Below are 19,650 nucleotides of genomic sequence, written 5' to 3' on the forward strand. Positions count from 1 at the left end.
CTCTTAATTCAATCACTTTTTGCTCTATGAACGGCAAAGGGCGTCTGGTTTTATATTTTGGCCCCCGCTTCTGCGGCAGCAGATCCAAAGGTTTTCCGCTCTGCTTATAGCGATTATAATACTTTAAGAAGCTTTTTCTGCACGTGTCGTTTGCTGTGTAAAAATCCATTGCTTTTTTATGCATTGGATGGGTCTTATTTTTTACCTGCTCATATTCTTTTATCAGAAAACGATACTTCTCTAAATAGTTCCTCTCTAATGTTGAATCTTGACTGTTATTTCTCATCGCAACAAAATTTATTAAAGTTAAATTTTGTTACCGAATTATCTAACCTTTACAGAAATGACAAACGAGGCGAAGTGAGTGTGTCGAAATAAAACTCAATAAAAAGGCTTTCAGATTTCTGAAAGCCTTTTTCTATGATAACAGTTTAAATCTGTGTAATTCGTGTTTTTTAATCCAAACTGAAATTATAAATAATTTTTCCAACTTGTTTTGCAGCGGCATTTGCATCGGCAGACCATTTGGTGTTTAATGCTGCGATTTTAGCTTGTTCTAATAAACAGCTCGCTGTATTTGTTGTTCCTTTTACTCCTGGCGTTGCGCTTATTGTCTTTCCATTTTGGTCAACTGTAACTTCTACAACTACTTTTCCTTGTTCATTACAAGTATATTTAGGAGCAGGTTTAGATAATGCTTTTCGTCCATTTAATGAATATCCAGATCCTCCACCAGAGCCGCCGCCACTTCCGGCTCCGTAACCGCTACCGGTTCCAATGCCATTTCCAGTTCCGTTACCGCCTCCAGTTCCTCCGCCAGAGCCACCAGAACCGTAGTAACCGTTAGAGTTTAAGCTTCCGTTAGATTTTCCTTTATTTCCTGCTGCTTTATCGTCTCCGTCACCACCTTTGTTTGAACCTTTCATAATGCTGGCTAATGCATCGTTTGTAGAGTTAGAAACTTTTGGTTTCTCCGGTACAGGTTTTTGTATCGGTTTTTCAACAGGAACAGGTTTTTTAGGCTTTTCTTTTGTCGGAATTACAACGTCATTATCTGCAGTTGTATTTTCTTGTGTAATTATCGATTCCTCTTCTGGAGTTGCTTTTGCAGGCGCTTGTTTTACATTGTTTTTTACATCCAGAACTTCGCTTTTATAATTGGCGCCAGAACCTAAATCGCTGTCTCCAAAATTTATGGTTACGCCTCCACCGCCACCTCCGCCATCAGCAAGAGCAACATTGTTTTCTGGATTATATGGTGGCCAGAAACGTATAAATAACAGTAATAGAATTATTACTGCATAAATAGCTGTTGTGAATAGCAATGATTTCTTTTGATCTGAAGAAATTGAGGAACTCATTTAAATTCTAAATTTTGAAATGTATTATTTTAAAAACGTTTAAAAGTAGTAAAAATTGTTTAGAATGAAAGAGAGAATTTAACCGCGCGTTATGAGTTTTTAGAATTTATTATAACGCAAAGTTCACAAAGGTTTACGCAAAGAAACGCAAGTTTTATCTGTTTAATTTGAGAAATCTTTAGATTAAAGTTCACAAAGTTTAATATAGACACAGCTTTGCGAACTTAATATTTAGATATTGCTTGCGCTCTGAATTAAAATATCTTAGCGTGCTTTGCGTTAAAATCTATGGGTACAAAAAAACGAGCCAAATAAAAATCTGGCTCGTTATATATTAAAGTGTAAAATATATTACACTAACTGTTTCAATGCAATCTCAAAAGCAGTTGCACTGATATTTGTTTTAGATGGGCTTAGAGCATGCGCTTTAACAATTGCATTTTTAATAGTTTCTGAAGTGTCATTAAAAATTGCCTCGTCTGTCATTTGAACTTTTTTCTCCATGAAATAAGCAAAAACTCTCGCCATTCCGCAGTTTGAAATAAAGTCAGGAATTAAACTTACTTTACTGTCTACTTCTTCCATGATAGAACCAAAGAAAATTTCTTTGTCTGCGAAAGGAACATTTGCTCCGCATGAAATTACTTCCAATCCGTTTGCGACTAAACTGTCAATTTGAGTTTGAGTTACCAATCTTGAAGCTGCGCAAGGCGTGAAAATTTCAGCACCAATTGTCCAGATTTTAGAATTAATTTCCTCAAACGGAATCATATTATCAGCAACTAATTTGTTTCCGTCTTTATTTAAGAACAAAGTTCTGATTTCTTCAAAAGAAAAACCTTCTTCTTTTATTAATCCGCCATCACGGTCGATAATTCCAATTACTTTTGCGCCCATTTCGGCTAGATAAAAAGCAGCGGCAGAACCTACGTTTCCGAAACCTTGTACGATTGCTTTTTTACCTTTAATGTCTCCTCCGTAAGTTGCATAGAAATGACGAACTGCTTCGGCCACACCAAAACCAGTAATCATATCAGCAACTGTGTATTTTCTAGTTACGTCTGGTGAGAATTTTGGGTTTTCGATAACCTTAATTACACCTTGACGCAATTGCCCAATTCTATTAATTTTATCTGCTTCTGTTGGTTTGAAGTGTCCGTTGAAAACTCCTTCTTGCGGATGCCAAACGCCACATTCTTCTGTCATCGGAATTACTTCGTGAATCTCATCAACATTCAAATCTCCTCCAGTTCCGTAGTAGCTTTTTAGTAACGGAGAAACCGCTTTGTACCAGCGTTGTAAAACTCCTTTTTTGCGAGGATCGTTTGGATCAAAATTTATTCCAGATTTAGCACCGCCAATTGCAGGGCCTGAAACAGAGAATTTAACTTCCATTGTTTTAGCTAGAGATAAAACTTCGTTCATGTCTAAGCCTTTTCTCATTCTTGTTCCTCCACCCGCAGCTCCTCCACGAAGTGAATTAATAACAGTCCACCCTTCGGCTTCTGTTTCTGAATCTTTCCAATTGAAAACAATTTCAGGTGCTTTGTTTTCAAATTGTTGTAATAAATCTTTCATTTTGTTGTGATATGTTTATTTTGCGTAAATGTATAAAATAGAATAATGCGAATAATGTATTTTGCATCAAATTTATAAAACAAAAAAGAAAAGCCGAAAACTATTTGGTTTTCGGCTTTTTGAATATTCAAAAAATTAAGAATTATTGTCCTAATAAGTGTTTTTTCAAAGTTTCGTCTACTGGTTTGTCAGAAAGCCATATTCCGAATAATGCTTTTTTGAAATCGAATCCAGGAATTTTACCTTTTAAAACTTCATTTTTACTCACATAAACATTTTGGTCTAACGGATTGTATGCTAAAATGAAAACATCTTTTTCTGTAATGGCATCGCTTAAAAAGCTTTTTAATTGCTCAATTCTAGGGCGCAATTGTTCCAAATTTGCACCAGCAGATTTTTCAAAACCTGTATTCATTGCTTTTGTTAATTTGCTAGAAGAAACCATAGAAGAAGTGATTTCGATTCTCACAGCCATTTCTGTGTCACTGTCAATAATGAATTGCGGGTCTTGAGTTAATTGAGATAAATACAATGCCTGAACATAAACTTCTAACCACATTTTTGATCTTCCGCCTGCTCCGTTTAATTGTAATGACTTGCCTTGAAATTCTATTTTTCTAGGAACTGTAACACCATTAACATCGATTTGAGTTTGGGCTGAAACAGTAGAAAATTGCAAACTTAGAAGTATTGTCAGTAAAAGTAAAATCTTTTTCATATTCATCAATTTTTTATTTTTAGGGCAAAAATAATAGTAATTTATCAATATTTAGGTTACATTGAAAATGTTTTTTTACTAAAATTTTCACGTTTAATTTTTGTATTGCATTAGCAATCAATTTAGTAAGAGTAGGTTTACGTAGTTTTACTGATTTTAAGAATTGTTTAATTTTTGGAGTGCTAAAAAAATTCATTTTTCTGATTTTAAAACGCTTTTTAACTCATTTTTGAATGAGAGATTTTAGAGAAATTGTTGTCAAATTGATGCTCTTTTGAAAAAAAATATAAATAATAACGAAAACGTTATCGTAATCTTTGCTGATCTATTAATTTTATATGCGCGCATTGTAATTTAAACATTAAAAAATTATCTTTGGAAGCCTTTGCACAAAAAAATAAGGCATCGAAAAAACACAAAAAACATAAAAAAATCATCAACTATAGAAATCTGTTTTGAAATCTGGTTGAGAAAAACATTTAAAGTAAACTACTATGGATTTTAATCTTACCGAAGAACATTTAATGATTCAGCAGGCAGCAAGAGATTTTGCTCAAAATGAATTATTGCCGGGAGTTATTGAACGTGACGAAAAACAAATTTTTCCAACTGAGCAAATCAAAAAAATGGGTGAGCTTGGATTTATGGGAATGATGGTTGATCCTAAATATGGAGGAAGCGGTCTTGACGCTGTTTCTTATGTGATTGCAATGGAAGAAATTTCTAAAGTTGATGCTTCTGCTTCGGTTGTAATGTCGGTAAATAATTCATTAGTTTGCTGGGGATTGCAAGAGTATGGAACTGAAGAGCAAAAACAAAAATATCTTCCAGGTCTTGCTTCGGGAGAAATTCACGGTGCGTTTTGCTTAAGTGAGCCGGAAGCTGGAAGTGATGCAACTTCGCAAAAAACTACTGCAATCGATATGGGGGATCATTATTTAGTTAATGGGACAAAAAACTGGATTACAAATGGAAATACTGCATCTGTATATTTGGTAATTGCACAAACTCATCCAGAATTAAAGCACAAAGGAATTAACGCTTTGATTATGACGAAAGATATGCCAGGTTTCTCAGTTGGTCCAAAGGAACAAAAAATGGGAATTCGCGGTTCTGACACACACTCTTTAATGTTTACTGATGTGAAAGTTCCAAAAGAAAACAGAATCGGAGAGGATGGTTTCGGATTTAAATTTGCTATGAAAACACTTGCTGGAGGTAGAATCGGTATTGCATCTCAAGCTTTAGGGATTGCTTCTGGAGCGTATGAATTGGCTCTAAAATATTCTAAAGAGCGTAAAGCCTTTGGAACTGAAATCTGCAACCACCAAGCAATTGCTTTTAAGTTAGCAGACATGGCGGTTAATATCGAAGCAGCACGCCATTTATGTATGAAAGCAGCTTGGGATAAAGATCAGCATAGGAGTTATGACGTAAGCGGTGCAATGGCGAAGCTTTTTGCTTCGCAAGTTGCAATGGATACAACGGTTGAGGCTGTTCAGATTCACGGAGGTAACGGATATGTAAAAGAATATCATGTAGAGCGTTTAATGCGCGATGCAAAAATTACTCAGATATACGAAGGAACTTCTGAAATTCAGAAAATTGTAATTTCTAGAGCGGTTATTGCTGGATAAATAATCTTAGAATTTTTTTTTATACCCTTTCGGCTTTTAGTTGAAAGGGTTTTTTTATGAATATTCTATTACTTTTCATAAGTTTATACTCCAATAAATTTTATAATCAATCCTCAATAAAAAACAGAAAACTATGAGAAAGCTATACTTTTTGCTTCCAGTTATTTTTTTAGCCTGTAAATCGGGAACTTCAACAACAAAGGAAAATGAAGTAAAAACAGATTCAAAGCCAATAGAAATCAGCTATAAAGTAAAAGAAAATGAAATCTCAGATTTTCTTAAATACCTTTCTTCTGATGAATTGGAAGGTCGTGAAACCGGAACAAAAGGAATTGAAAAAGCGGCAGTTTTCTTGGAAGACTTTTTAAAGAAAAATAAAATCAAACCTTATTTTAAAACTTACAGAGATACGTTGACTAATTTTAATACGCCGGCTTTTAATATTGTTGGGGTTATTGAAGGAACAGATCCTCAATTAAAAAAAGAGTTTGTAGTATTGAGCGCACATTACGATCATATTGGTTTGGAGAAAAAAGATCAAGCTGACAAAATTAATAACGGAGCTAATGACGATGCTTCGGGTGTGACTTCTGTAGCAGCAATGGCAAAGTATTTTAGCGAAACAAAATCGAATAAAAGAAGTATTTTAGTTGTATTCTTCGCAGGAGAAGAAAAAGGATTATTGGGATCTAAAAGTTTAGTGGAGAAATTGAAAAAACAAAATTTCAATCTTTATACGCAATTAAATATCGAAATGATTGGTGTACCAATGAAACGAGATTATCTGGCTTACATTACGGGTTTTGATAAATCGAATATGGCGCAAAAAATAAACGAGTACACAGGAAAAAATACTATCGGATTTTTGCCAAAAGAGGCAGAATATCAATTGTTCTACCGTTCTGATAATTATTCATTCTTTCAAGCTTTTGGCAAACCATGTCAATCTTTAAGTACTTTTGACTTTGAAAACTTTGATTTCTATCACCACGTTTCAGATGAATTTAAAGTAATGGACATTCCTCATATAACTAGATTCACACAAGAATTATTGCCAGCTGTGACCAAAATTGCGGTTTCGCCTACGCAAGAAATAACCATGAATAAATAAGAGGCTGTTTTACAGCATTTGATTATTTTTGCTCCATGAAAAATATTATCGTTACAGGAACAAGCAGAGGAATTGGTTATGAATTGGCCTTGAAATTTGCTGAAGCAGGTCACCAAGTTTTGGCCATTTCCAGAAAAATACCGCAAACACTTTTAGAACATCAAAATGTAACTTGTCTTTCTGTTGATTTGGCAGATGAAACTGCTTTAGATCAAGTTGAAAATTTCCTTTCTTCAACTTGGAAAAAAGTAGATGCAGTAGTTCATAACGCAGGAGCCTTACTTTTAAAGCCTTTTGCAGAAACTACTCAAGCAGATTTTGAAAGTATTTATAAAGTGAATGTTTTTGCAGTGGCGAATTTAACTCGTATCTGTATTCCGTATTTAGAAAAAGGAAGCCATGTTGTTACGATTAGTTCTATTGGCGGAGTTCGCGGAAGTTTGAAATTTGCAGGATTAGCGGCTTACAGTTCTAGTAAAGGAGCAGTAATAACTTTAACCGAATTGCTAGCAGAAGAATATAAAGAAAAAGGAATTTCTTTTAACGTTTTGGCTCTTGGCTCTGTTCAAACCGAAATGCTAAATGAAGCTTTCCCTGGTTATCAAGCGCCAATTTCAGCAGAAGGAATGGCAACTTATATATATGATTTTACGCTTAACGGAAATAAGTATTTTAACGGAAAAGTTTTAGAAGTCTCTTCAACAAACCCTTAGTTAATTATAAATTATGAGTTATGAATTATGAGTGAGAGTATTGTAAAAACTAAAAGTTTTGAGTTAGCTGTAAGAGGAGTTAATTTTTATAAATGGCTAGTTGCGAAAAGGAAAGAATTTATAATGAGTAAACAATTTTTACGTTCTGTTACCTCTGTTGGTGCAAATGTTCTTGAAGCTGTAAATGCACAAAGCAAACCTGATTTTATTCATAAACTGTCAATTTCTCAAAAAGAATGTGATGAGTCAATGTATTGGTTAGAAATATTAATTGCAACAAATTATATTTCTAATGCTGAATTTGAATCAATGCATAAGCAATGTGAGGAAGTGCTAAAGATCATAAAAAGTATAATCATAACGTCAAAGAAAAAACTCATAACTCAAAACTCATAATTCATAATTACCTTGAGCGAAACTTTAGCTAAATATATTCCAGAACATGCGGTAAAACCCGTTTTCGATTTGATAGTGGCCAATCAGGTGCATTTGAAAATAGTAAACGAACGTCAGACGCGTCATGGTGACTATAGACGTGGTCCGAGTGGAAAGCATGAAATTACGGTTAACGCTAGTTTGAATAAATACAGGTTTTTAATCACGTTAATTCATGAGATTGCACATTTGGTTGCTTTTGAAAGGTTTGGAAGAAATATAAAACCGCATGGTAATGAATGGAAATTTACTTTTCAGCGTTTAATGGTTCCGTTTATTCGGCCAGAAATATTTCCAGGACCTATTTTGCCTTTGTTGGCGAGACATTTTAAGAATCCTTCAGCAAGTAGTGATACCGATACAACTCTTTCTTTGGCTTTAAAGCAATATGACAAAGACAATGACAAGAACTATGTTTTTGAAATTCCCTATGGAAGTATTTTTAGAATCAAAAACGGTAAAGTTTTTAAAAAAATAGCCGTTCGGACAAAACGTTTTGAGTGTTTAGAAATCAGCTCTGGAAAAACGTATCTTTTTAATCCAAATGCGGAAGTTGAATTGATAACGTTGAAAAATTCCAATATTTAAATTCCAAATTCCAATAATTGGAAAAATCAATAAAAAAATCCCAAATTCCAACTTAGTTAACTTTGGAATTTGGGATTTGTATTTTGAGTATTCTTATTTTTGGAATTTCAAATATTGGAATTAAAAGACTATAATCCTTTCAAATACGCTTCACGTACTTTCTTAAATAAGTTTGAAGAATAAACGAATTTTACGATTGCTTCATTATCGGTTCTAAAGATTTCTTCTTTAGTTCCCTGCCAAGCTTTTAATCCTTTCTTTAAGAAAACAATATTTTCGCCAATTTCCATTACAGAGTTCATATCGTGCGTGTTGATTACGGTAGTGATATTGTACTCTTTTGTAATTTCCTGAATCAAGTTGTCAATCAAAATCGAAGTATTTGGATCTAAACCTGAGTTTGGTTCATCGCAAAACAAATATTTCGGATTGTTTACAATAGCGCGTGCAATTGCCACACGTTTCTGCATACCTCCAGAAATTTCAGAAGGTAATTTTTTATGAGCGTCTACTAGATTTACCCTTTCTAAAACAAAATCAACACGTTCTTTGATTTGTCCTTTGCTATTATTGGTAAACATTTTTAACGGGAAAGCTACATTTTCTTCAACAGTCATAGAGTCAAATAAAGCACTTCCTTGAAATACCATTCCGATTTCAGTTCTCAAGTCGCGTTTTTCATCTTTATCTAAATCAGAATAAACTCTTCCGTCAAATTCAATTGTTCCTGAGTCTGGCGTGTGAATCCCTAACAACGTTTTTAATAAAACTGTTTTTCCAGATCCACTTTGTCCAATAATCAAGTTGGTTTTTCCAGTTTCAAATACCGTCGAAACACCTTTTAAAACTTTGCTGTCGCCAAATGATTTTTCTATATTTTTTACTTCTATCATTATCCTAATAATAATTGAGTTAATATATAATTTAGAAGGATGATAGTTACAGATGTCCATACAAATGACGTTGTACTTGCCTTACCAACTTCTAATGCACCACCTTTCATATAATAACCATGAAAAGATGGAATGGTTGCCAATAACATAGCAAAGATTAAAGTCTTGATAAAGGCATATGTAATATGAAACGGTATGAAATCTTTCTGAGCTCCCATAATAAAATCTGCTCCTGTTGAAAATCCTCCGTAAGCGCAAGCAAGCCATCCTCCAAAAATTCCTAAAAACATACTAATTCCAATTACAAAAGGGTACATCAATAAAGCTATAATTTTTGGGAAAACAAGATAGTTTACAGAGTTAACTCCCATAACTTCTAAAGCGTCAATTTGTTCTGTAACACGCATTGTTCCGATACTTGAAGTAATGTAAGATCCCATTTTTCCGGCCATAATTACCGAAATAAAAGTAGGGGCAAACTCCAAAACTACAGACTGACGTGTTGCGAAACCGATTAGATATTTTGGAATCAAAGGATTAGTCAGGTTTAATGCCGTTTGGATAGCAACAACTCCTCCAATGAAGAAAGAAATAAAGCATACAATTCCAAGTGAATCAATAATCAAATCGTCTATTTCTTTGAAAATTAAATTTTTCATAACCGACCATTTGGTCTGTTTATTGAAAATTTCTTTCAACATTAAAAAATATTTTCCTATTTGGGATAAATAACGAATTAGCATCATAAGTTTTAAATATTGGCTAAGGTAAAAAGAAGTTATGAGTTTTGAGTTATGAGTTAATAGTTTTCGGCACGTTTCCGAATCAAATTAACTTTTTTTTCATTTTTTGCAAACGATAATTTCTGATAAACTTAGCTTGTTCAGGAGTTACGAGTAAAGGTGTTTTGGCGCTTTTAGCTTTCATAAATCCTTTGATGTAATCTAAAAATAGAAATGGTTTTTTCTTCATCATCGCCAATTTTGCAGAAGCAATTGCCGTGATCCAGAAACCATAACCCAAAGTATAAAAAGCTTCGCCTTGTTTATAGCGAGCTGTTTTGTTGTAATTTGCACCAGTCGGTTTTAGATGTTTTACATGTAAAGATTGGTCGGTAACTATTTTCCAATCATAATATTTGCATAGTAATTCATCTACAGTATCCCAGCCCATTGCTGGTTTTAAACCGCCAATTTGCAGAAAGGTTTCTTTGCGATACGCTTTTAAAGCTCCGCGAATATGATCTTTATCGGTTAGGTTTTCTAAAACCCATTCGCCATTTTTATCAATATAGCAGAATCCGCCGACCATTCCGATTTTTGGATCAGATTCGAAATGTTTGATTATGGTTTCAAAGTAGTTTGGAGGAAAAATTAAATCGCCATCTATTTTTACAATAATATCATAATCAGAATCCAGAGTTTCAAAACCTTTCTGAAAAGCCTGAATTACTTTGCTTCCCGGCAAATGAATCGCATCTGAAGTTTTGTTTACAACAGAAATGTATGGATTTTCTTTTGCAAAACTTAAAACAACTTCTTCTGTTTTATCGGTTGAATTATCATTTACGACTACAACTTTAGAAGGCAAAACAGTTTGGGAAACCAAAGATTGTAAGGTCAGGCCAATTAAATCTTGCTCGTTATGTGCGGGAATGACGATATAGTACTTCATTTTAAATTCCAATTTTTAAATTCCAAATTCCAAACCTTGAGAATAAATCCCAATCTTCTAAAATTCCAAATTCCAATCTTAACGATATGGTTAAAATTGGAATTTGGAATTTAAAATTTGGAATTTATTTTATCTTTTCCGCAACAACGATATAATATCTCGGAGTGAAATATCTTAATAATGGTCTTAATCCAAGCTTTTTTACTGGATGTGTAAACTGCAGACGGTCTGTTATTTTCCATCCCGTTTTTTCTAAAAGCCAATCCAATTGCCAATCTTCAAATTCATGGTAATGTCTGTCCCACATATCGGTTTTAGAACGATAAGCGGGCGAGAACCATAAGCGTAATGGAATTGAGATTAACAATTTGTCACATTTTACATTCTGTAAAATCGTGTACGGATTTAGTAAATGTTCGAAAATTTCAAATGCTGTAAAAACAGTATATTCTTCTGTTTGTAAAGCAGTATGATCGTTGTCTAAATCTTCTCCTTTAGTGTTTTTTACCTTGTATCCGTTTTCTTCCATTATTTTAGAAAATGGATTTGGTACGCCAAAATCAAAAATGGTTTCAGATGTGCTAACGTGTTTTTTTAAAAACTCTAAAGTAAGTTTGAATCTTTTATTCGGAAACGTTTTTTCGTACATAGTCATTGCGAACGAATCTCTCGTTCATGAATTGTTAATTAGGTCGCAAATATACTAAAAAAGTCCGCACTATAAGATGCGGACTTTTTTTAGTTTTCAGTCTCAGTCACAGTTTACAGTTAGTTAAACGGAATACTGTAACTGCAAACTGCGACTAGTATCGGTAAACAAAAGCATTAATGTTCATTCCCGCTCCCACAGAAGCAAAAATAAGAACATCACCTTTGTTGATTTCGTGGCCTTCAACTTTTCCTTGAAGAATTAAATCATATAAAGTTGGTACAGTTGCAACACTACTGTTTCCTAAATCGTGAATGCTCATTGGCATAATGTCTTTAGGTGCTGTTTTGTCATATAATTTGTAGAAACGTTCAATGATCGCTTCGTCCATCTTTTCGTTTGCTTGATGAATCAGGATTTTTTTAACTTCGTCTATTGCAATACCGCTTTTATCCAAACAGCTTTTCATCGCACACGGCACATTGCTTAAAGCAAATTCGTAAATTTTGCGTCCGTACATTTTAATGTATTTCGTATCTGGATCTAAATCTTTATTGTATGATTTTCCAAAGAAAAGATAATTAGCTTCATCAGTTGCGTAAGTTGCACTTTCATAAGCCAATAATCCTGCTTCATCTGTGGAGGCTTCTAAAATTGAAGCGCCAGCACCGTCGGAATAAATCATAGAGTCACGATCGTGATCGTCTACAACTCTTGATAAGGTCTCGGCTCCAATTACCATTACTCTTTTTGCCATTCCAGATTTAATGAAAGCATTGGCTTGCAAAACGCCTTCAATCCATCCTGGACATCCAAAAATAATATCATAAGCGACACACTTAGGATTTTTGATTCCTAGTTTGTTCTTAACACGTGTTGCTAAACTCGGCAAAATATCAGATTGAGTAGTTCCTGGTTTTACATCTCCAAAATTATGGGCGATGATGATATAGTCTAAAGTTTCTGCATCAATTGCAGCATTTGCAATTGCTTTTTCAGCAGCAAAGAAAGCTAAATCAGAAGCATTGTATTGTGGTTCAGCATAACGGCGATTTTCAATTCCAGTAATGCCTTTAAATTTTTTAATTACAACTTCATTAGGATAACCAAAAGGAGTTCCGTCCTCATTTAAAAAAACATGCTTATCAAAATCTGTGTTTTTTACTTCTAAATTAGGAATATAGCTCCCAATACCAATTATTTTTATTTTCATTTTTCCCTTTATTATCCGATAAATTTAGCGCTAATGTATAAATAATATTATGATAACAATCATAAAAAATAGTATGCATGCATATAATTATGAAATAACTATTTTTCGGTTGATATATTGTATTTTTTCTAACGATTTTTTAATATTTCCTAGATTTCAAACGATTGAAGACGATTATGAAGGTAAAGTTTTTTTGGTATTATTTTAATTTATTCGAAATAATTTCACAAAAGATTAGCTAAAAGTTATGTTTCTTTAAATCAGATTTCTTCTTTGGTGTTTTGTTTTAAAAAAGTTTCAGGTTTCAGGTTTCAAGTTGCTTTTCGAAACCTGAAACAAAAACAAAACCCGACAGGTTTTTAAAACTTGTCGGGTTTGGATATTTATAAGAAAACTAATTTTAGCTTTCCATATAAGCTTCGATTGGAGCACAGCTACAAACTAAATTTCTGTCACCATAAGCATCATCTACACGACGAACAGATGGCCAGAATTTATTGTCAGCAATGTAGTCTAATGGGTAAGCTGCTTTTTCTCTTGAATAAGGGAAATCCCAAGCATCATTAGTTAACATTGCTAAAGTGTGAGGTGCATTTTTTAATACGTTGTTTGTATCTTCAGCTGTCGCAGCTTCAATCTCTTTTCTGATTGAGATAAGAGCATCACAGAAACGATCTAACTCAGCTAAATCTTCAGATTCAGTTGGCTCAATCATTAAAGTTCCTGCCACAGGGAAAGAAACTGTAGGAGCGTGGAAACCGTAATCCATTAAACGTTTTGCGATATCACCAACTTCAATTCCGTTTTCTTTAAATGCACGGCAATCTAAAATCATTTCGTGAGCCGCTCTTCCGCATTCTCCTGTATAAAGAATTGGATAGTGTCCTTCAAAACGAGCTTTCATGTAGTTAGCATTCAAGATTGCATGTTCAGTAGCGCTTTTTAATCCGTCAGCCCCCATCATTGTGATGTAACCGTAAGAGATTAAACATACTAAAGCAGAACCGTAAGGTGCAGATGAAATAGCTGTGATCGCATTTTCGCCACCAACTTTTAATATTGGGTTTGTTGGCAAGAATGGAACTAATTTTTCGTTCACACAGATTGGTCCAACACCAGGTCCACCGCCACCGTGAGGAATAGCGAATGTTTTGTGTAAGTTCAAGTGACAAACGTCAGCGCCAATTGTAGCAGGATTTGTTAATCCAACTTGCGCGTTCATGTTTGCACCATCCATATATACTAATCCGCCGTTTTCGTGGATTAATTTTGTGATTTCGATAATTGAAGATTCGTAAACTCCATGAGTAGAAGGGTACGTTACCATTAAACAAGATAAATCATCTTTGTGTTCGATAGCTTTTGCTCTTAAATCTTCTACATCAATGTTTCCTTCTGGAGTAGTTTTCGTAACAATGATTTTCATTCCAGCCATTGCAGCAGAAGCAGGGTTTGTTCCGTGAGCTGATGAAGGAATTAAACATACATTACGGTGACCTTCATTTCTTGACATGTGGTAAGCACGAATTGCCATTAAACCAGCATATTCTCCTTGAGCTCCTGAGTTTGGCTGTAAAGTTGTTCCAGCAAAACCAGTAATTACATTTAATTGTTGCTCTAATTTTTTAAGCATTGTAATGTAACCTTCAGCTTGTTCAACTGGTGCAAACGGGTGAATGCTATTCCAGTTTGGCATTGAAAGAGGTAACATTTCAGAAGCTGCGTTTAATTTCATTGTACAAGAACCTAATGAAATCATCGAGTGATTCAATGATAAATCTTTACGCTCTAATTTTTTGATGTAACGCATTAATTGGCTTTCTGAATGATGATTGTTGAAAACATCATGTGTCAAGAAAGAAGATGTTCTTTCTAATGAAGCCGGTAATTGACTAGCTTCAGTTAATTCAGAAACAGAAACTGTTTCTTTTCCTAAAGCCTCAGCAAAAATCGCAATAATTTGGTTGATGTCAGAAATCGAAGTTGTTTCGTTAAATGAAATCGAAACTGATTCAGCATCAGGATAGAAGAAGTTTACTTCGTTTTTCTCAGCAACTGCTTTTACTTTTTGAGCATCAGCTTTTACTAAGATTGTATCAAAGTAAGCTGAGTTAGTTTGGTAAACTCCTAATTTATTTAAAGCTTCAGCAGTAGTAACTGCAGAGGCGTGAACTTTGTTTGCAATGTATTTCAAACCTTCTGGTCCGTGGTAAACAGCGTACATTCCAGCCATAACTGCTAATAAAACCTGAGCAGTACAAATGTTAGAAGTCGCTTTTTCACGTTTGATGTGTTGTTCACGAGTTCCCAAAGCCATACGTAAAGCGCGGTTTCCATTTGCATCGATAGAAACCCCAATAATACGGCCTGGCATAGAACGTTTGTATTCTTCTTTAGTTGCAAAATAAGCAGCGTGAGGACCACCGTAACCCATTGGTACACCAAAACGTTGAGTTGTTCCAACTACCACAGCAGCTCCCATTTCTCCAGGAGAAGTTAAAGTTGCTAATGATAAAATATCAGCAGCAAAAGCAACTTTGATTTCGTTTTCTTTTGCTTTAGCAACAAAAGCACTATAATCGTTTACTTGACCGTATTTTCCTGGGTATTGTAAAATCGCTCCGAAGAATTCATTTGAAAAATCAAATGTTTCGTGATTTCCAACAACTAATTCAATTCCGATTGGAGTTGAACGTGTTTGAAGAACAGATAAAGTCTGTGGTAAAATTTCTTCAGAAACGAAGAATTTGTGTGTATTGTTTTTCTTTTGATCTCTTGTACGAACATCAAATAATAAAGCCATAGCTTCTGCAGCAGCAGTTCCTTCATCAAGCAAAGAAGCGTTGGCGATTTCCATTCCTGTTAATTCGATAACTGTAGTCTGGAAATTTAAAATAGCTTCCAAACGACCTTGTGCAATTTCTGCTTGGTAAGGCGTGTAAGCTGTGTACCATCCTGGGTTTTCAAAAATATTTCTTTGAATTGGAGCAGGAACGATAGTTGGGTGATAACCCAAACCAATGTACGATTTGAATACTTTATTTTTCTTTCCTAATTCTTGAATATGATTTGCAAATTCATATTCTGTCATTGCAGGATCTAAATTCAAAGGTGCTTTTAAACGAATATCATCCGGAAGGGTTTCGTAAACAAGTTGCTCAATTGAGTCAACTCCAATTGTTTTCAGCATATGCTGAAGATCGGTTTCTCTTGGACCAATGTGTCTTAAAGCAAAAGCATCTGTTTTCATGTAGCTATCTAAGTTTTTTAAATTAATGTGTTCGAACACCATTTTGCTGAACGAATCACATTTAAAAGTAAATGTGTTGTTTTTTGTGGCGCAAAATTAAGTATTATTAATAATTTAATAGGTATTTTTAACTTCATTTTTTATCAAATTTCTAACTAATGGTATGATTTGTTAATAAAAGATTAGATTTGAGGTATGATAGTATCAAAACGCTTCTTAGATTTTTACCTGAATAGCAGTATTCATGTAGCTTTGTCGTGTTATGCACTTGTGCGAATAACGTTTCATGTATTTCATATTCAGTATGATGAACCCATGGCGTTTTTTGTTTTTTTTGGAACAATTGTAGGATATAATTTCGTAAAATATGATGCGCTGGTTCGCGTAAAGAAAAATCCGATTGGAACTCAGCTAAAAATTATTGCTATTTTGAGTTTTATTTCGGTCGTTTTAGTCGGTTATTATTTTTTCCATTTAAAGAGAATTACGCAAATAGTCTCGGTCGGAATTTTTGCCATAACGGCGCTTTATACTTTGCCTTTTTTTCCAAACAGAAAAAATGCTAGAAACTGGGCAGGTGTAAAAATTTACATTGTCGCACTTTGTTGGGTTGGAGCAACTTTAGTCCTGCCTTTAATAAATGCTGAAATTCCGTTTACCACAGATTTCTTCATTAAATGCATTCAGCGTTTTATATTGGTTTTTGTGCTGATTCTAGTTTTCGAAATTTTAGATTTAGCCAATGACGATCCGCATTTGCAAACCGTTCCGCAGACGATCGGTGTAAAAAGAACCAAGATTTTAGGACTTTCACTTTTAGTTCCGTTTTGGTTTTTAGAGATTTTCGTATCAACTTTTAATTATCATGATGCATTCATCAATTTGATAATGGTTATTATGCTCATGCTTTTTATCATTTTCGCCAATCCAAACCGATCTAAATATTATACTTCTTTTTGGGTTGAAGCTGTTCCAATTTTTTGGTGGCTGATGGTGGTTTTTTATAAAATTTAAACTTAAATTATTTATGGAAGAACAAGGAAAAGAAATAATATATTTTCTGAGATTTCGTTTTACGTTTTTACAATTTTGGGCATTATTCTTTGGATGGAATTTCTTTATCTGTTTGTCTGGCCAGTTTTGATTGATTCTTATTTTGGAGTTACCATTTTTGTTTGCGCTTTTTCCTTAGTTTTTGCAATTGCAGTTAATAATACACTGGCTTTACTCTTTAGTTTTATTTCATATTAATAAGAATATTGTAATTTTTATCAAAGAGCAATGTTGTTTATCAGCGCTTATTTAGGAACTTGTGTTTTCAGCTGGTTTATGCCTCCAATGAGTATTTATGTTTTTTTAGAACATTTATTTATAAATACGCTTACCATATTTTTGTATTACACCATGGTCACAAAAGCAACTAATAATAGTTAGTAAATTCGGTTTGTTTTCTCACAAACCTATCATTTATCTTATTGTTTGCAGGATATTGTCATTCCGATATAGGAGAATCTTCGTAAGTACCTTCACAATGAAGTTCCAATTTTTATCAATCTTCTCGCGAAAATCTCTCTTTTTCTAAACATATTTAACAGATTATAAAGTTATGTTAATTCAAACCCTGAAATTTCCGATTAAATAATGATGCAGCTATTTTTGTAAAAATCACATTTTATGGAATTATACTACACATTTTCGGTGCTGATTGTATTAGCATCTTTCTTCGCCTATTTAAATTTAAGATTTTTAAAACTTCCAGGAACCATCGGAATTATGATTATTGCTATGCTGGTTTCAGTTGGAATTCGCCTTTTGGGAGATTCGTATTTTCCTGCAACAACAAAGCATTTTTTTGATCTCATAAAAGAATTTGATTTTAATGAAATACTAATGGGAGCGATGTTAAATTTCCTTTTGTTCGCAGGAGCTTTGCATGTAAATATGTTTGATCTTAAAGAGCAAAAAGTTCCTATTATGATTTATTCGACAGTCAGTGTCGTTTTATCAGCTTTAATTATTTCTGTTCTGCTTTATTATATCGCACCGTTTTTTGGAATTACGATTCCGTATATTTTTTGTTTGGTTTTTGGAACCTTAATTTCTCCTACAGATCCAATTGTGGTGTTGGGAGTTTTAAAAGAAGCTAAAGTTCCCAAGAGAATTGAAACCAAAATTGTTGGAGAATCATTATTTAATGACGGAGTAGCAGTAGTAATGTTTGCCGTTGTTCTAAAAATGGCGACCGACCCGACATTTGATGCTACTTTCGGTTCAATATCTTGGTTATTTATTAAAGAAGGAATTGGTGGGCTTTTATTAGGAGCAATTTTCGGATTTACAGCATCTAAGGTGATGAAGAAAATTGATGATTATAAAGTTTCTGTTCTTATAACGCTTTCTATTGTAATGGGAGGATTTTTAATTGCCCAAAGTTTACATGTTTCTAGTCCGCTGGCGATGGTTGTTGCCGGATTGATTATTGGAAACTATGGCAAAAAAGTTGCCATGAGTGAAGTGACCAAAGATTATTTAGGGAAATTCTGGGAACTTATAGATGAAATTTTAAATGCTGTTTTGTTCTTATTTATTGGTTTTGAATTGTTATTGTTGCCAGATTTAAATAAGCAATTGCTGACAGGATTCATCGCTATTTTTATAGTACTCTTTTCAAGATTAACTTCTATAGTTTTACCGTGGAAATTCTTCGATATATTCAAATTCTTCGGAATCAAATCGGCTTACAACAAAGGCTCTTTAATGGTTTTAGTTTGGGGTGGAATCCGTGGTGGAGTTTCTATCGCATTAGTTCTTTCTATGCCAGAGAGCGAATACAAAAACCTCTTATTGGAAGTAACTTATATTGTAGTCTTATTTTCTATTGTTGTTCAAGGATTGACAGTTGGAAAATTAGCAAATAGAGTTTTGGAGAAGGAGTAAGAAGTATGGAGAAAAGAGCAAAGAGGAAAGATTTTCTATTCTTTGTCTAGATTCTTAAACTGAAAACCCTGCAAGTTCTTTTGCAGGGTTTTGTTTTTTTATCGTTTATCTTCTTTCGAATAATTCGATTCTCCATTAATATTAATTTCTCCGCCTAAAAAGCGAGGTTCGCGATTTCGTAAAACATCAAAAAAAGATTTGAAAATAGAACCATATTCTCTAAAGCAAACATATTTATAACCTAAATATTCTCCCTTGTTTGCGGAATATCCAACACATTTAATTCCTAGTTTTTGTCCGATATAAATAGCGCGATTTAAATGATATTTCTGAGAAATTAAGGTTGATCTTTTAATTTTGAAAATATGTTTGGCACGATACATTGTCGAGTAAGTGTCAAAACCCGCATAATCAATAAATATCTTGGTAGTGTCAACGCCATGATTATAACAATAATTTTTCATCACCGTTAATTCATCATATTCATCACGACCATTATCTCCGGAAAGTAAAATTTTATTGATGCGTTTGGCTTTCCAAAGCATAATACCAGCATCCAAACGATCTTTTAAATATTTGCTTGGCTGATTTCCGTTAATTCCTGCACCAAAAATAATTCCGACATCATTCTTTGGGAACTTTTTAGCTGAATAATAAATCTTAGTTTTTGTTGAAGATTTTACATAATAGTTTACAGAAACAACGGCAATCAATCCGATAATGGCAAGATAAAGTGCTATTTTAAAATATTTTTTCACGGCTTGGATTTGTAAGATTATGATTTAAAATACGAAGATAATTAAATTTATTTCTAAGAAAAATCAAATAAAAAAACCGAAGCAGGAAAGCTTCGGTTTCAAAAAATATCTAATAGTCTAAGAAGTCTAAAAATC

Annotated in this window: 18 protein-coding genes; 7 read left to right on the top strand and 11 right to left on the bottom strand. The window is 33.7% G+C overall.

The window, feature by feature from the left end; all coding sequences use genetic code 11:
* The 4 genes from BLP44_RS15925 to BLP44_RS15940 all read right to left on the bottom strand — a co-directional run.
* Positions 1-286: hypothetical protein (locus BLP44_RS15925; protein WP_139159170.1), on the bottom strand; the 286-nt coding region annotated here is incomplete at its 3' end.
* A gap of 169 nt (positions 287-455) precedes the next feature.
* Positions 456-1,361 (bottom strand): hypothetical protein, encoded by a 906-nt coding sequence (locus BLP44_RS15930; protein WP_091134466.1) that lies wholly within the window; start codon positions 1,359-1,361, stop codon positions 456-458.
* 351 nt (positions 1,362-1,712) lie between these two features.
* The gene (locus tag BLP44_RS15935; protein WP_091134469.1) at positions 1,713-2,939 is read right to left on the bottom strand and encodes a Glu/Leu/Phe/Val dehydrogenase dimerization domain-containing protein; all 1,227 of its coding nucleotides are present in this window, start codon (positions 2,937-2,939) and stop codon (positions 1,713-1,715) included.
* A gap of 142 nt (positions 2,940-3,081) precedes the next feature.
* Complete coding sequence (locus tag BLP44_RS15940) at positions 3,082-3,657, bottom strand: chalcone isomerase family protein (RefSeq protein WP_066033497.1); 576 nt, start codon at positions 3,655-3,657, stop codon at positions 3,082-3,084.
* A gap of 494 nt (positions 3,658-4,151) precedes the next feature.
* On the opposite strand from BLP44_RS15940, the gene BLP44_RS15945 reads away from it, so the two are divergent.
* The 5 genes from BLP44_RS15945 (at position 4,152) to BLP44_RS15965 (ending at position 8,141) form a co-directional block, all read left to right on the top strand.
* Complete coding sequence (locus BLP44_RS15945) at positions 4,152-5,294, top strand: acyl-CoA dehydrogenase (RefSeq protein WP_091134471.1); 1,143 nt, start codon at positions 4,152-4,154, stop codon at positions 5,292-5,294.
* A gap of 133 nt (positions 5,295-5,427) precedes the next feature.
* A complete protein-coding gene (locus BLP44_RS15950; protein ID WP_008464202.1) occupies positions 5,428-6,405 on the top strand; it encodes a M20/M25/M40 family metallo-hydrolase in 978 nt (325 codons plus the stop codon).
* A 35-nt stretch (positions 6,406-6,440) separates the two neighbouring features.
* Entirely contained in the window at positions 6,441-7,118 is a 678-nt protein-coding gene (locus BLP44_RS15955; RefSeq protein ID WP_008464203.1) for an SDR family NAD(P)-dependent oxidoreductase, read from the top strand.
* Positions 7,119-7,145: 27 nt separating this feature from the next.
* Positions 7,146-7,514: a four helix bundle protein gene (locus tag BLP44_RS15960; RefSeq protein ID WP_091134473.1), complete on the top strand. Its 369-nt coding sequence runs from the start codon at positions 7,146-7,148 to the stop codon at positions 7,512-7,514.
* 12 nt (positions 7,515-7,526) lie between these two features.
* Entirely contained in the window at positions 7,527-8,141 is a 615-nt protein-coding gene (locus BLP44_RS15965) for a SprT-like domain-containing protein (protein WP_091134475.1), read from the top strand.
* Between the two features lie 128 nt (positions 8,142-8,269).
* On the opposite strand, the gene BLP44_RS15970 is transcribed toward BLP44_RS15965, so the two are convergent.
* From BLP44_RS15970 to gcvP, 6 genes are all read right to left on the bottom strand, one after another.
* Complete coding sequence (locus tag BLP44_RS15970; RefSeq protein WP_008464208.1) at positions 8,270-9,034, bottom strand: ABC transporter ATP-binding protein; 765 nt, start codon at positions 9,032-9,034, stop codon at positions 8,270-8,272.
* Entirely contained in the window at positions 9,034-9,780 is a 747-nt protein-coding gene (locus BLP44_RS15975; RefSeq protein ID WP_008464210.1) for an MlaE family ABC transporter permease, read from the bottom strand. Before BLP44_RS15975 ends, BLP44_RS15970 begins: the two co-directional genes overlap by 1 nt.
* 79 nt (positions 9,781-9,859) lie before the next feature.
* The gene (locus tag BLP44_RS15980; protein ID WP_008464212.1) at positions 9,860-10,708 is read right to left on the bottom strand and encodes a glycosyltransferase family 2 protein; all 849 of its coding nucleotides are present in this window, start codon (positions 10,706-10,708) and stop codon (positions 9,860-9,862) included.
* A gap of 124 nt (positions 10,709-10,832) precedes the next feature.
* A complete protein-coding gene (locus BLP44_RS15985; protein ID WP_008464214.1) occupies positions 10,833-11,357 on the bottom strand; it encodes a methyltransferase in 525 nt (174 codons plus the stop codon).
* Positions 11,358-11,511: 154 nt separating this feature from the next.
* A complete protein-coding gene (locus tag BLP44_RS15990) occupies positions 11,512-12,570 on the bottom strand; it encodes a 3-oxoacyl-ACP synthase III family protein (protein WP_008464216.1) in 1,059 nt (352 codons plus the stop codon).
* A 400-nt stretch (positions 12,571-12,970) separates the two neighbouring features.
* Positions 12,971-15,820, bottom strand: coding sequence for an aminomethyl-transferring glycine dehydrogenase (gene gcvP / locus BLP44_RS15995; RefSeq protein ID WP_091134877.1), 2,850 nt, complete (start codon positions 15,818-15,820; stop codon positions 12,971-12,973).
* Positions 15,821-16,015: 195 nt separating this feature from the next.
* Between gcvP and BLP44_RS16000 the strand changes: the two genes are divergently transcribed.
* A complete protein-coding gene (locus BLP44_RS16000; protein ID WP_091134477.1) occupies positions 16,016-16,834 on the top strand; it encodes a UbiA prenyltransferase family protein in 819 nt (272 codons plus the stop codon).
* Positions 16,835-17,494: 660 nt separating this feature from the next.
* Complete coding sequence (locus BLP44_RS16005; protein WP_008464231.1) at positions 17,495-18,757, top strand: cation:proton antiporter; 1,263 nt, start codon at positions 17,495-17,497, stop codon at positions 18,755-18,757.
* A gap of 98 nt (positions 18,758-18,855) precedes the next feature.
* On the opposite strand, the gene BLP44_RS16010 is transcribed toward BLP44_RS16005, so the two are convergent.
* Positions 18,856-19,515 (bottom strand): SanA/YdcF family protein, encoded by a 660-nt coding sequence (locus BLP44_RS16010; RefSeq protein ID WP_091134480.1) that lies wholly within the window; start codon positions 19,513-19,515, stop codon positions 18,856-18,858.
* Positions 19,516-19,650: the final 135 nt, after the last annotated feature.

This window comes from Flavobacterium anhuiense (assembly GCF_900101855.1).
GTDB classification, from domain to species: domain Bacteria; phylum Bacteroidota; class Bacteroidia; order Flavobacteriales; family Flavobacteriaceae; genus Flavobacterium; species Flavobacterium anhuiense.

What these genes read in the sequence shown, in the direction of transcription:
- BLP44_RS15930 (WP_091134466.1), bottom strand. Translation starts at nt 1,361, where the DNA reads ATGAGTTCCTCAATTTCTTCAGATCAAAAGAAATCATTGCTATTCACA.
- BLP44_RS15935 (WP_091134469.1), bottom strand. Translation starts at nt 2,939, where the DNA reads ATGAAAGATTTATTACAACAATTTGAAAACAAAGCACCTGAAATTGTT.
- BLP44_RS15940 (WP_066033497.1), bottom strand. Translation starts at nt 3,657, where the DNA reads ATGAAAAAGATTTTACTTTTACTGACAATACTTCTAAGTTTGCAATTT.
- BLP44_RS15945 (WP_091134471.1), top strand. Translation starts at nt 4,152, where the DNA reads ATGGATTTTAATCTTACCGAAGAACATTTAATGATTCAGCAGGCAGCA.
- BLP44_RS15950 (WP_008464202.1), top strand. Translation starts at nt 5,428, where the DNA reads ATGAGAAAGCTATACTTTTTGCTTCCAGTTATTTTTTTAGCCTGTAAA.
- BLP44_RS15955 (WP_008464203.1), top strand. Translation starts at nt 6,441, where the DNA reads ATGAAAAATATTATCGTTACAGGAACAAGCAGAGGAATTGGTTATGAA.
- BLP44_RS15960 (WP_091134473.1), top strand. Translation starts at nt 7,146, where the DNA reads ATGAGTGAGAGTATTGTAAAAACTAAAAGTTTTGAGTTAGCTGTAAGA.
- BLP44_RS15970 (WP_008464208.1), bottom strand. Translation starts at nt 9,034, where the DNA reads ATGATAGAAGTAAAAAATATAGAAAAATCATTTGGCGACAGCAAAGTT.
- BLP44_RS15975 (WP_008464210.1), bottom strand. Translation starts at nt 9,780, where the DNA reads ATGATGCTAATTCGTTATTTATCCCAAATAGGAAAATATTTTTTAATG.
- BLP44_RS15980 (WP_008464212.1), bottom strand. Translation starts at nt 10,708, where the DNA reads ATGAAGTACTATATCGTCATTCCCGCACATAACGAGCAAGATTTAATT.
- BLP44_RS15985 (WP_008464214.1), bottom strand. Translation starts at nt 11,357, where the DNA reads ATGTACGAAAAAACGTTTCCGAATAAAAGATTCAAACTTACTTTAGAG.
- BLP44_RS15990 (WP_008464216.1), bottom strand. Translation starts at nt 12,570, where the DNA reads ATGAAAATAAAAATAATTGGTATTGGGAGCTATATTCCTAATTTAGAA.
- gcvP (WP_091134877.1), bottom strand. Translation starts at nt 15,820, where the DNA reads ATGAAAACAGATGCTTTTGCTTTAAGACACATTGGTCCAAGAGAAACC.
- BLP44_RS16000 (WP_091134477.1), top strand. Translation starts at nt 16,016, where the DNA reads ATGATAGTATCAAAACGCTTCTTAGATTTTTACCTGAATAGCAGTATT.
- BLP44_RS16005 (WP_008464231.1), top strand. Translation starts at nt 17,495, where the DNA reads ATGGAATTATACTACACATTTTCGGTGCTGATTGTATTAGCATCTTTC.